This window comes from Sphingobacterium allocomposti (genome assembly GCF_008124885.1).
Lineage (GTDB): Bacteria > Bacteroidota > Bacteroidia > Sphingobacteriales > Sphingobacteriaceae > Sphingobacterium > Sphingobacterium allocomposti.
Genome location: NZ_VNHX01000020.1, coordinates 14,835 through 27,607 on the forward strand (window position 1 = coordinate 14,835; position 12,773 = coordinate 27,607).

General features: G+C 46.7%; 9 protein-coding genes. 2 read left to right on the top strand and 7 right to left on the bottom strand.

Features of this window, described 5'->3' with window-relative positions; all coding sequences use genetic code 11:
• Nucleotides 1-4: 4 nt before the first annotated feature.
• On the top strand, nt 5-1,762 hold the full coding sequence (locus tag BC792_RS13730; RefSeq protein ID WP_148909589.1) for a RagB/SusD family nutrient uptake outer membrane protein: 1,758 nt from the start codon (nt 5-7) through the stop codon (nt 1,760-1,762).
• Nucleotide 1,763: 1 nt separating this feature from the next.
• On the top strand, nt 1,764-2,858 hold the full coding sequence (locus BC792_RS13735) for a metallophosphoesterase (RefSeq protein ID WP_148909590.1): 1,095 nt from the start codon (nt 1,764-1,766) through the stop codon (nt 2,856-2,858).
• A gap of 849 nt (nt 2,859-3,707) precedes the next feature.
• Here BC792_RS13735 and BC792_RS13740 read toward each other — a convergent pair.
• From BC792_RS13740 to BC792_RS13770, 7 genes are read right to left on the bottom strand one after another with little or no spacing between them, the layout of a single operon-like run.
• Nucleotides 3,708-4,286: a TlpA family protein disulfide reductase gene (locus BC792_RS13740; RefSeq protein WP_148909591.1), complete on the bottom strand. Its 579-nt coding sequence runs from the start codon at nt 4,284-4,286 to the stop codon at nt 3,708-3,710.
• A gap of 32 nt (nt 4,287-4,318) precedes the next feature.
• Complete coding sequence (locus tag BC792_RS13745) at nt 4,319-5,986, bottom strand: protein-disulfide reductase DsbD family protein (RefSeq protein ID WP_148909592.1); 1,668 nt, start codon at nt 5,984-5,986, stop codon at nt 4,319-4,321.
• Nucleotides 5,987-5,997: 11 nt separating this feature from the next.
• Entirely contained in the window at nt 5,998-6,444 is a 447-nt protein-coding gene (locus BC792_RS13750; protein ID WP_148909593.1) for a protein-disulfide reductase DsbD N-terminal domain-containing protein, read from the bottom strand.
• 48 nt (nt 6,445-6,492) lie between these two features.
• Nucleotides 6,493-7,059, bottom strand: a complete 567-nt coding sequence (locus BC792_RS13755) for a TlpA family protein disulfide reductase (protein ID WP_246155072.1) — start codon at nt 7,057-7,059, stop codon at nt 6,493-6,495.
• A 4-nt stretch (nt 7,060-7,063) separates the two neighbouring features.
• Nucleotides 7,064-8,173, bottom strand: a complete 1,110-nt coding sequence (locus BC792_RS13760) for an efflux RND transporter periplasmic adaptor subunit (protein WP_148909594.1) — start codon at nt 8,171-8,173, stop codon at nt 7,064-7,066.
• 33 nt (nt 8,174-8,206) lie between these two features.
• Entirely contained in the window at nt 8,207-11,374 is a 3,168-nt protein-coding gene (locus tag BC792_RS13765; protein ID WP_148909595.1) for an efflux RND transporter permease subunit, read from the bottom strand.
• Nucleotides 11,375-11,384: 10 nt separating this feature from the next.
• Complete coding sequence (locus BC792_RS13770) at nt 11,385-12,770, bottom strand: TolC family protein (protein WP_148909596.1); 1,386 nt, start codon at nt 12,768-12,770, stop codon at nt 11,385-11,387.
• Nucleotides 12,771-12,773: the final 3 nt, after the last annotated feature.

Below are 12,773 nucleotides of genomic sequence, written 5' to 3' on the forward strand. Positions count from 1 at the left end.
AACAATGATCAAAATAATAAAACATTTCACGATAAGCAGTCTTTTATACAGCCTTTTATTCTCTTCATGTGATCTAGATAGATTACCAATGGAGGGACCTTCTACCGGCAGCTTTCCGGCAAACGAACAAGAAGCCATTTTAGGTTTGAACGGAGCCTATCAATCCATTTCCACCTTGGATGCTGCCAGCACGCCGATATGGCACGTTATGGACAACATCACCGATGTCGGTTACGCACGCCCCGGAACCAACTACACCTCTCCGATTACCAGTTCGCTAACGACGGACAATGCGCTAGCCACCAAGCCCTGGCAGTACCACTACCGCACCATCGCCCGCGTACACCTTGTGCTGGACAACCTATCCAACCTCGAAGGATCCATGGACCACGACAGTTACTTACAGCTAGCAGCCGAATTACGCTTTGTGCGCGCATACTGCTACTCCCAGCTCATTGAACTGTATGGTAACGTTCCCCTTCTCCGGCATGCGGTAGGACTGGATAATGCTGACGTTCCGCGTACACCGAAGGCTGAAATACAGCAGTTTATTCTTGACGAGATGAGTGAAATCGCCGAGCATCTGCCGATCAGCCAATCGGCATACGGCCACGTTCGGGCCAGCCGTGTCGCCGCCTATATGCTCAAAGCGCGTGTGGCATTATATGCAAAACGCTATGCAGAAGCTGCTGAAGCCGCAAAAAAAGGGCTGGAATATGCCGAAGGTGTCCATGACCTAACATCATTCAACGCAACGATCGATGTCGCTGGAAAAAATCATCAAGCGGGAGAGCCGGACGTAAGTAATATCTTCGGACACGAAGGATACGCAAACAGTTCCGAGTGGATATGGGTGGCCGAATATAGTATTGCGGCGGGTAATACACACAATCGCCAGTACTATGGCGCCTCGCGCCTAGGGAAGGGTGTTTGCTACTGGGGACCAACCCAAAATTTCATCGATTCTTTTCAGGCTCTTGACGGTCTTCCAATCGACGAATCGCCCTTATATGATCCCGAGCAGCCGTTCAAGAATAGAGACCCGCGTCTCGATCTCTATTGCGTACGACCGGCATCAAGGTTTATGGGCTATCAGTTCCAACCGCAAACGGAGCATCGCACTGTTCTTAATTATTGGCCGGTAAATAATGGAAGCTCATCAGAGCCAAGTTCAGTAACAAATACAGATGCCACCAATGCCTATCGTTCCTTCAGCGGTTACCTGTGGCGCAAACACCTCGATATAAATGACTTCAACAGCACCTCCGTAAGCGGTCAATCCGAATTGAACGCAGGCATCTTTCGGCTGGCAGAATTGTTATTGATTTATGCCGAGGCAAAAATCGAATCCAATGAGCTTGATGCCTCTGTTTACAACGCTATAAACAGGATCCGCCGCCGTGCACATATGCCACTACTTACCGAAGGGCTTAACCAGCAGCAACTGCGTTCTGCACTTCGCTACGAGCGTAAGGTCGAGCTAGCGAACGATGGTCTACGATGGTATGATCTACGTCGATGGGGAATCGCGAAGGACGTTATGAACGGTTATCTATACCTAAACCGAGAAGGCAACGGCTGGTCGGCCAGTACCTTACAATACATCGACGAGAACCATAATCCGGTGTATAATCACACCGAAGCCACCAAGTACTTCACCACCCAGACGGTTATCTATAAAGAAAATAAAGATGAGTATTGGCCAATTCCTGCGACCGAAATGGACGCCAATAAGCAATTAATACAAAATCCAGGTTACTGATATGAGAAAAACAACATTCCTTATGATTGCCCTGCTCTACGTCACGCAAGCGGCGGTAGCGCAGCGGCCCACCCTAGAAAATCCAAAATCGTGGTCCATGGTTGTGCTTCCCGATATACAAAACTACTCAAAATGGGAGCGTAATCAACCTATACTCGATTTAATGACCGCGTGGATTGCCGAAAATATTGACAGCTTGAATATACAGATGGTACTTTGCGTGGGCGACCTCGTCGAACAAAATGATCTTATTAACCAAGGCCATGACGGCAACCAAACTGGCAGACAACAATGGGAAACGGTATCCCGTTCGTTCGCGCGGCTGGACAACAAAGTGCCGTACCTACTGGCCACCGGCAACCATGATTATAATGTTGATAAACGGGGTATCAGGCATAGTCGGTATAACGAATACATCACTATCGAAAAAAACTGGCTTAATCGAAAAGCTATCGTGCAAAACGCAACGAACGAACATGGTGAACCCACCTTGGAGAACAGTGCGTTCGAGATAAAACAGCTTCATGGCCAGGATTATCTGTTTCTAAACATGGAATTCGCACCACGCGACACGATCGTAACCTGGGCATACCGTGTAGCCAACCTTGCGCAATACAAAAACCACCGCGTTATCCTGTTGACCCACGCGTATCTCAACAATAAGGATCAGCGAACGAACAAGCATCCAAAATGGTTTACTTACGAGCCTTATGCTATTGATCGGGTTGTCCAAAAATCGCCAATGATCCCACTTCCAAATGCTAATCACGGCGAACAAATATGGGAAAAACTGGTTTATCCTTCCGGTAACATCGAGATGGTCATCTCCGGACATATTTCTGGCGAAGGCTATCGCATGGACCGCAATAAACAAGGCAAAGCAGTACATCAGATGCTATTTGATACACAGTCTGAAGGCGGCGGGCACCGCAACGGCAATGGTGGAGACGGTTGGATCCGTATTTTAGAATTCTTCCCCGACAACAAGACGGTTAAAGTTAAAACGTTTTCGCCCCTATTCGGTGCATCCCCAAAAACACAGCAACTGGCGTGGAAAAAAGACGAAAGGAATGAATTCGTGCTATCGTTTGATTAGTTTCGTTTCACCTCAAACAAAGAAAAGCAGGCTTTGCGGCCTGCTTTTCTTTGATATGTTGCTTCCCTATTCAGCGGGCAGGTTTATTACCTTAGGCATCATATTAACCAAATAACCTATACAACCTTACCGAGAGTCTAAGCCCAACAATCATTGCGACTAGCATTAGGGCTTATAGCCATTTGCCATTAGCCATTTGCTATCTGCCATCTGCCATCCGCCTCTTCCTTCACGACTTTACAAATCAACGACTTTACGGCTTATAGCCATCTGCCATCCGCCATTAGCCCCTCACTTTACGACTTCACAAATCCACGACTTTACGGCTATTATTAGGAGTTAGAGTAGTTAGATGGGTTAGAATGGTTAGATGACGCTCGTTGCTATCAAAAACCACTTCACGATTTATAGCCATCCGCCACTAGCCATCTGCTATCTGCCATTCGCCGTCTGCCATTAGCCATTAGCCATTAACCTCTCCCTTTACGACTTTACACCTAAACCCTATTCCACGGCAGCCCTGTGCGTGGGGAAAGAACCGGCATCGGTTCGACTGCGTCAGCGGGCCGCCATACTAGCCGTCAAGAACCGTTCCTTGTCTGAACGAAGTGAGTTTGGAACGGTTTAGGCTAGGATAAGGCACGGTAGCATCAAGAACCTTGGCCGGAGGACCTTGTTTACTTGGGTCCTTCGCTTCGTCCTTGTTCCTCCTCGCGACGACAGGATTGTTCGCCCTTTCTATGTCCCACTGCGACGAGCGTTAGCGCGAACCGCCGAACGCAACTGCGAACAATCCGGCCATGCCAAAATGCGAATCACCACGTAGCGTTGCTCCTCGCGGCGTCTTTGCTATCGGTTGCTTTCCACCAGTTCATTAAGAGCTTTGGTTATTTCCGGGTCTCTATAATCCCTGCCACCCTCCATACGAACTATCATATCTCCACTTTTGTCGAGTATAACGGTAGTGGGTATTGCACCACCTAGATAGTCCGATGGTATATTGCTGGCAGGAACATATACTGGCAGATCGTAATTGTTTTCTTGCATAAAGGCGGAAGATTTCTCCATTCTGTCATCTACGTCCACCATCAGGAATACGATGTTGTCATTTCCCTTGAACGACTGTTTCAATTCGTTGATGGACGGCATTTCGCGTATACACGGCGGACACCACGTGGCCCAAAAGTTAATAAATACAACCTTGCCTTTTAGGGAACTTAATGTCACGGTCTTGCCGTCACCGCCTTTAAAGGAAATATCCGAAGTTTCCGCCGGAGCTTCCACTTTTGCAATTTCCTCTGTCGGGGTATTCCCATCCGTTGTCCTGTTCCCTTTGTTCTTAAATGGATTTCCACAGGCTGCAAGCGAAATGGCTGTTACGATGAAAATCCCAGAGCGTACCGCTAATTTTTTAAATTGCATTTTCATATTGAATGATTTTTTACTGTTGTCTTATTCTGTTAACTCTTATTCCTGTATTTGTCTATTGCCGATTGAAGAAAGCCGTAATAGCTTTTCGGGTCATAATCTGCTCCGATGGGTTTTACCAATATTTCTTCACTGGACGGGTCTAAAAGCACGTAGTAAGGCTGTGAATTGGAGTTATATTTACGCGCCTGAAAGTCGCTCCATTTGTTGCCAATGGTACGGACATTTTTCCCGCTGAACGTTGATACATACTGTTCCTCTGTAGGTAATGCAGTCTTGTCATCTACATAAAGTTGTATAAGGACAAGTTCCTCGTTCAATAGCCTATATACATCCTTATCGGGCCATACGGATGCTTCCATCTTACGGCAATTCACGCAGGCGTGTCCCGTAAAGTCCAGCATGACAGGTTTGCCTGCCTTTTTCGCATATTCCATGCCCTCTTCATAGTCAAAAAAGACATTCAGGTTTAGCGGAGCGTGGAATATATCTGAATATTTGTGCGCTTTGCCGTCATTCGTGTTGCTCGCCTGTGTTCCGCCAAACGAAGATGTGTACAGATCAAAGTCCTGTGTCGATTGCGGCGGTAAGAATGCAGAAATGGATTTTAAGGGCGCTCCCCATAGTCCGGGAACCATATACAGGGTAAAGGACAGTACAATCATTGACAGCACCATTCTCGGCAGGCTCAATTTATCCATTGGTCTATCGTGGGGAAGACGTATTTTTCCCAGTAGGTAGAAGCCCAAATACCCGAAGATGATAATCCAAAGTGCCAAAAAGACTTCCCTGTCAAACCAATTCCAATGGTAGGCAAGGTCTACATTGCTCAAAAATTTCAAAGCGAGAGCCAACTCCAAAAATCCGAGTGTGATCTTTACGCTGTTCAGCCAACCTCCCGAAGACGGCAGGCTCTTTAAAAGGCTTGGAAACATAGCAAACAGTGTGAATGGAATTGCCAAAGCCAATGCAAACCCCAACATCCCGATGGCGGGTCCTAAAAGCTCGCCCATTGTAGCCGCCTGTACAAGTAACGTCCCAATGATGGGGCCTGTACAGGAGAACGAAACCACTGCCAACGTAGCTGCCATAAAGAAAAGCCCCAATAACCCTCCACGGTCTGCTTTGCGGTCTAACCTATTGGCAAGCGAGGCGGGCAAAGTCAATTCAAATGCACCGAAAAAGGAGAAAGCAAACACTACCAGAAGAACAAAAAACGCAAAATTGAATATGCCGTTGGTGGAAAGGCTGTTGAGTGCATCCGCACCGAAAATAACCGTAATCAAAATCCCCAGCAATACATATATGACTATAATTGACAAGCCATAAAGTATTGCCTGCATTATTGCTTTGCCTTTAGATTGCCCGCTTTTGGTAAAGAAACTTACGGTCAGGGGCAACATCGGAAAAATGCAGGGCATAATCAATGCGGCAAATCCCCCTATAAATCCTGCAATAAATATCGCCCATAACGAACTTTTATCCGTTTCGGGCTCATCGGTTATAATCGAATAGGCGATTTCCGATGTTTCTTTATCGGTGGATGCTGCGATACTGTCCTGCTGAACGGGCTGCTGCTCCGTTATTTCCGTAAACTCCACATCATCAAACGATACGAGGCTGTCCGTCTGCGCACTGGCAGTAACCGCCATCAAACCACTAATGAATAGTACCGTTAATATTTTCGCTATTAATCTCATAGTATATCCTTTTATTTTACAGGAATGCTGAACGCCACTTCTTCAGGCGGTAAGCATTGCTTGTCGTTACAAACCATATAGGTAAGCGTACCTTTTACCGTAGGCGAATTGCCTGTTAGTTTTACCTTTTGCTGGAACACTACTGATTTTTCATAATAGCCTACTTCCATATCAAAAGTCGGGTCGTGCTTCACGGTAGGTTTAGCCGCCTGAACCTTTCCGTTTAATTGGTAGGCTTTCGACGAAAGGAAAGAAAAACTTGTCGGCTGCGGACCATTTTTCGGAACCGTTTGTGAATAGATATGCCAGCCGTTGTCTATCGTTGCCTTTAACAGCAGCACCGCTTCTTTATCATTGATACGTTTTGAAGCATACGACCATTTTACAGGCTTTAGTATTTGTCCGAATGATGGGGCACTTATGAATAAGAATGCCACAAAAAATATTATCCTTTTCATTGTATTATCTTTTAAGTGTTGCTAATTATTTTTATTAATTGTTGCTACCTATTTTTCGTTTAACAGTTTCGTCATCAGGTCGATGACTTCCTTTGACGAATAGTCTGCGCCGCCCACCTGCCTGCCGATGATGTTGTTTTGCTTATCTACGATAATGGTAGTGGGGATAGAGCCAGTGAATAGCTCACGGGGTATCTCGCCGTCGGGAACGTGTACAGGCAGGTCAAATTTTTTCTTTTTCATCCACTCTTTTGACTTTTCTATTTTCCCGTCCACATCAACCATCAGGAATACCAAATCTTTATTGTCCTTAAAGGTCTTCCGCAGTTCGTTAATAGAGGGCATTTCGTGAATGCAAGGCGGACACCACGTTGCCCATAGATTGATAAAGACAACTTTACCTTTTAACGAGTGTAACGAAATGGTTTTGCCGTTTTCGTCCTTAAACTTTAAATCAGGCGTTTGCTGCGTATTAGACACTAACGGCTTTTCGCCATTAGTGCCTTGTTTTGCGGTCATACTACCGTCAATGGCATTGCCATTGATTGCTGCGTATGCCCATCCCGTAATCGCTATTAGCGGGAGCATGGCTATTTTTTTAATGTTCATTTTCATAATCTTATTTTTTGATTTTACCCTCTTTGATTTCTTCCGATGGTTTGACAATGATTTTGTCTGCTGGAGAAAGATTGCCGAAAACCTCTGTCAGCGTATCTAAGCGGATACCCTCTTTTACAGCAATCCGTTTTACCTCGTTGTTGTTCAAGGTTAAAACATAGGTTCCCGACTGCGTATTTAATACGCTCTTCGTCTGCACCCAATTCGACGGGCTTTTACGTTTTAATTTCAGCTTAACCTGCGCATAATCGCCGCCCTGCAATTCGCCCGACGGGTTGTGTACGTCAAATTCCAGTGTAAGGGAACGGTCTTGCTGGTCGAGCAAACCCGATGTGCGGGAAAGTTTGGCATCGAACGTTTTTCCCGGCTGTGAGCTAACGGTAAATGTAGCGGGCATTCCCTCGTGTACGGATGCTGCGTGTTTTTCGGGCAGGGATAAGGTAAGGCGGAGCTTATTGCTCTGCGCCATCATAAATAAAGGCGTATTGCTGCCTGTTCCTGCCAATGCGCCGACCGAAACATTCCTTTGGGTTATCACGCCGTCAAACGGTGCTGTGATGCGTAGGTACTGCTGCAACTGCGAGGAATGCGCCGTACCTGCTTTGGAAGCATCATAAGCGGACTTGGCACTTTCCATTGCACTTTTAGCCCTGTCGAGTTCAATATCCGCTACGGCTCCGGTTGTTTTGGAAGCCGTTACCAATCGGTCATACGCCTGCTTTGCATACAGGTAATCGCTATAAACCTTTTGCTCGGTAGATTTGTCGGAAAGGTACTGCTGCTGCATTTCGGGGGCTTCCAGTACCGCCAAAAGCTGACCTTTGCGCACCCTGTCGCCTCTATCTACGTACATCCGTTGTACAAATCCCGTAACTTTTGCATACACCGCTACCTGCTCAAATGGTTTCAGTTCTGCCGGAACGGATATTTCGTATTCGGGATTGATGACCTGTACAGGAGCCGTCTTATAATTCACGGATGTAGGCTGCTCCTTTTGCGCCTGTCCTTTTTCCTGCTCTTTTTGGGAACAGGCTGAAAGCACCAATACCAGCGATGTGGTCAATGCCAGTAGGGTTGTTGATTTTCTATTTATTGAAATGCTTTGATACATTGTAATGCTAATTTTTAAAGTTTATTATATCGTTTATTTACCGGATTGTTTTGCGTAATACCTGCTCTCGCAATCATCAGGGTCTAACGACGGGCTAATGACTTTAGTCCTCGACATCAGGGAAGAAAAGAAATGCGGAACCAATAAAAGGATGGTAACGGTAGAGGCAATCAGCCCGCCGATAACCGCCCTGCCCAAAGGTGCTACCTGTTCTGCTCCGTCGCCTAAGCCCATTGCCATCGGCAACATTCCGGCAAGCATCGCTGCTGCGGTCATCAATACAGGTCTTAACCTTGACGAAGCGGCAAGCCTCGAAGCGTTGGCAGGTTTCAGGAGTAATTTTTTGCGGTAATATTCTGCCTGATTGACCAACAGTACCGCATTGGAAACTGATACCCCAAGCGACATAATAATACCCATATAAGATTGCAGGTTGAGCGTACTGCCCGTTAGGAATAGAATAATAAGGCTACCCGCAATTACGGCAGGCAATACCGAAAGAATAATCAAAGGCACTTTGAACGATTGGTAATAAGCCGAAAGCATCAGGAATATGGCAATAATAGCTACGCCCAAACCAGCCAAAAGACTTTCCAAAGTATCATCCAATAACTGCAATGTTCCCTCTGTCCAAATAGTTGTACCACGGGGCGGCTCTCCCGCATCTTTAATGGCTTGCTTCACTGCACCGGAAGCCGTACCTAAATCGTTACCGTACACATTGGCAACAATGGTTACATAACGGTTCGGTCCCTTACGGTTGACCTGTGCCGGAGCCGTAACCCTGCGTATGGTCGCCACATCTTCCAGTACAGGGCGAAGACTTCCCCCTTTCAAAGCAAGCGACCGCAATCTTTCCTCCGACATAATGCCCTCCGGTATCTGTACCTGCGTTTGGAATACCAAGCCCGATTTTGGGTCAATCCAAAGGTTCTTGTCTGTAAAACGGGTAGATGAGGTAGCCGTAACAAGGCTGCGGGTAATATCCTGCATCGTCAGCCCGAACTGTCCCGCAAGGTCACGGTTTACCTCTATTTCCATACTCGGATAAGCAATGGGTTCGGCAATGCGGACATCACGCAGGTAAGGAACTTTTTTAAGGTTGGCTTCAATCTTTGATGCGTGCGCATAAGCACCTTTTACCTGACCTGCGCCTACTTTGACTTCAATAGGGGTCATTGCGCCCTGTCCCATAATTTTTTCGGTCAGCTCCATCGGTTCAAAATTGAAAGCGACTTCGGGGTGCTTCTCTATAATCTTGTTGCGGACTTTCTCTTTGAAATCTTCCATTGAACCACCGTACACCTCCTGATTAACGGATATTTGTAATACCGCTTCGTGGGAAGAATTACTGAAAAGGAATATCGGGTTGATAGGCGAACCTGCGGGGTGCATCCCGACAAACGCGGAAGTAATATTCAATCCGTTTTCAGGCAGTTCAGCTTTAATATCTTCGGTAATCTCTTTGACTATCCGTTCTGTTTTTTCAATCCTGCTCCCCTGCGGAGCCTGTATGCGCATCTGAAAATCGCCGTTATTGGAAACAGGCATTACATCCGTACCCACAACGGTCAATAGTAAGCCTGCGATAGCACCTGCCACCAGCAGGTACACTACAAAAAGCGGCGCGGCTTTGGCCCGCCATTTACGCATACGGTAGGAATAGTTGACACGGAACTTATCAAAGAATGCCCGCTTTCTCGGCGTATTGGCTTCTGTGTTGTGCTTGTTCTTCATCATCCAGTTGGCAAGTATGGGCACAAAGGTCTGCGAAGCCAAAAAGGAAGCAATCATCGCAAAGGCAACCGCCATTGACAAAGGCATAAACATATCTTTTGGTATGCCCGTCATAATAAAGGCAGGGGTCAGTACCGCAAGAATACAGAGCAATATCAGCAATTTGGCGATAGAGATTTCAAGCAGGGCATCTACAATAGCCCGCTGTTTGGGCTTGCCCATTTCCATATGCTGGTGTATGTTCTCTATCGTTACGGTGGCTTCATCAACGAGAATACCGATGGACAGGGCAAGCCCGCTCAACGTCATAATATTGATGGTCTGCCCGAAAAGATACAATGTCGTAACTGCCGTAAGAACGGCAATCGGAATAGTAAATACAACAATGATGGCTCCCCGTGTATCGCCTAAGAACAGTAATATGACCAATCCTGTGAAAACCGCTCCCAATATCCCCTCGTGGATAAGATTGGAAAGTGAGCGTTCGATATAGCTCGATTGGTCAAATTCATAGCTGACCATTACATCTTCGGGCAATTGGTCCTTCAGCATCGGAATGGCAGCCTTTAGGTTCTCCACGGCATCCAATGTGGAAGCATCAGCCTTTTTAATAATAGGCAGGTACACCGAACGTTTCCCGTTTATCAAGGCGTACCCTACGGTCTGGTCTGCGCCGTCTTCCACACGGGCAACATCGCCCACATATACGGTACGGTTATCGCTTGTTTTTACAGGGGTTTTCAATAACTCGTCCGGTCCTTTGGCGATGGAGTTAATGGGAGCCATCAGGTTTTCTTCTCCTATGCGGATATTTCCGGCAGGCGACGGAAGACTGTTTTTAGTAATGGCTACTGTAATATCTTCGGGGCTTAACCCGTTTGCCTGCATCGCATCGGGGTCAATGTTAATGACAATGGAACGGATGTTACCGCCAAAAGGCGCGGGGGAAGTAATACCCGGAATTTGTACGAACATCGGTCTGATTTTGGTCAGTGCCAATGTCTGTATTTCATTCACGGAACGCTGGTCGCTTTCAAAAACAAGGTTACCTACCGGGAGCGAACTACCGTCGAACCGCACCACCATCGGGGGGACGGCTCCGGGCGGCAGGAAGCCCATTGCCCGTGAAACGGACGTTGATACTTCTCCTGCAGCCTGTGCCATATCGGTTCCCGGATAAAAGGTCAGCTTCATCAGGGTTAAGCCCTGTACGCTTTTAAAATCAATATTTTTTACGCCACTCACAAATAGGAGTACCTTTTGGAACTCGTTTGCCATAAACCCATCCATATAGGCAGGCGACAATCCGCCGTAAGGCATAGCGACGTACATCGCAGGCAATTCCACTTCGGGAAATATATCTACGTTTATTTTTTTTACGGTATTGTAGGAAAAGAAAGCTATCGCAAGTACGACAACCATAATCGCAATGGGCTTTCTTAACGCAAATCTTATCATGTTCATATACGATTAATTAAAGGTTGTTAAACAAAAAGTCGAAATCGGCAGTAAGCTCCGCTTCGTAAGCCAGCAACACCCAGTAGTCACGGGAAGCCTCGATATGGGCGTTCTCCGCCTGTTCGAGCAAGATGCGTATCTGCAACAGTTCGCTGAGCGTGATTAAACCGCTTTTGTACCTTGCCAGGTACATATTGTACGCATCCTGCGACTGCCGTACGGCAAGCCTTGTTTTCTGGAGTTGTTCGTACTGCTGAATTATTTTTGCCTGCAAAGCGGATAAATCCGCCTGCATCGCCTGCTGGTACTGTGATTGCAATAATTTGGTGCTCTCGGCTTCTTTAAAAAGCTGCTCGCCTTTCATACGGTTGGTATGCAGGCTGGTCAAATTCCACGTAATGCCGATACCCGCCAAAAAATTATTGGTCGTATTATTAAAGCCGTCTTTCCACGCTCCCGATACCGTTCCGTTAGGGCTGATGCCCGTACCCCGATAAGCATAACCGCCCAACAGGTTGATAGAGGGCAAAGAAGACCTTTTTTGTGCTTCTCCGCTCAACGTGTAATACTCCGATTGCTTATGCAAAGCATCTAAAATGGGATGCGTGGGATTATTGGTATTGACCTTGTTTAAGTCATTTTCTGCGGGATTGCCAAAGCGGTTTGTAGATGCGGTATAATTAACGGTATCATTGCCGTACAATTCCAATAATTTGATGTACGCGGCATTTTTAAAACCAAACCATTTGTCGCGTTCGCCCATTGCCTGCACATACGATGATGCGGCGAGCAGGCTGTCTGCCGAAGGTCGTAAACCGGAAGCGGACAAGCCCGACGTTATTTTACGAATATCGTCCAGGCGTTCTGCGTTCTTCTCCGTCCATTGCAGTTTAGCATCGTTGTATAACAGACCAATGTACCTTTCGGATAATGTCTTTTTCAGGTTGAGTAAATAAGCATCTTTATCGCTGACCGACTTATCGTACAATGCACCCGCGGCCTCGTTCTGCTTGCGGAGCTTCCCGAAAGAAAATACTTCCCATTGCAGGATGGCGGAGCCAAAGGTATTGGCAGCTGTATAACTACCGTCCAGTGGTACTGCCGAACCGCTTACATTGAAAAAGCCTGCCTGCGGAAAAAACGCTCCTGCGCTTCCCTCGTAAGTTCCGTAGGTATTCTGTGCCTGTGCGATTACCTGTGGGAGCATATTGCCCTTGACCGCCCGTTGGTTGAATTTTGCGGCATCAATCGCCGATGTTTTTGCGCCAACGCCCGGATAGTTTTCTTCGACTTTAGGCCACAGGCTGCCTAAAGTATGTTCCTTTTGTTGCTGTGCATATAGTGGAAGCGTAGCAACAATGGCTAACCACAATAATGCGGTTGCCATAATATATTTTATCATATT

Bases quoted from the DNA above. Each gene is read 5' to 3' on its own strand.
- BC792_RS13745 (WP_148909592.1), bottom strand. From the start codon at position 5,986: ATGAGATTAATAGCGAAAATATTAACGGTACTATTCATTAGTGGTTTG.
- BC792_RS13740 (WP_148909591.1), bottom strand. From the start codon at position 4,286: ATGAAAATGCAATTTAAAAAATTAGCGGTACGCTCTGGGATTTTCATC.
- BC792_RS13770 (WP_148909596.1), bottom strand. From the start codon at position 12,770: ATGATAAAATATATTATGGCAACCGCATTATTGTGGTTAGCCATTGTT.
- BC792_RS13760 (WP_148909594.1), bottom strand. From the start codon at position 8,173: ATGTATCAAAGCATTTCAATAAATAGAAAATCAACAACCCTACTGGCA.
- BC792_RS13750 (WP_148909593.1), bottom strand. From the start codon at position 6,444: ATGAAAAGGATAATATTTTTTGTGGCATTCTTATTCATAAGTGCCCCA.
- BC792_RS13755 (WP_246155072.1), bottom strand. From the start codon at position 7,059: ATGAAAATGAACATTAAAAAAATAGCCATGCTCCCGCTAATAGCGATT.
- BC792_RS13765 (WP_148909595.1), bottom strand. From the start codon at position 11,374: ATGAACATGATAAGATTTGCGTTAAGAAAGCCCATTGCGATTATGGTT.
- BC792_RS13735 (WP_148909590.1), top strand. From the start codon at position 1,764: ATGAGAAAAACAACATTCCTTATGATTGCCCTGCTCTACGTCACGCAA.
- BC792_RS13730 (WP_148909589.1), top strand. From the start codon at position 5: ATGATCAAAATAATAAAACATTTCACGATAAGCAGTCTTTTATACAGC.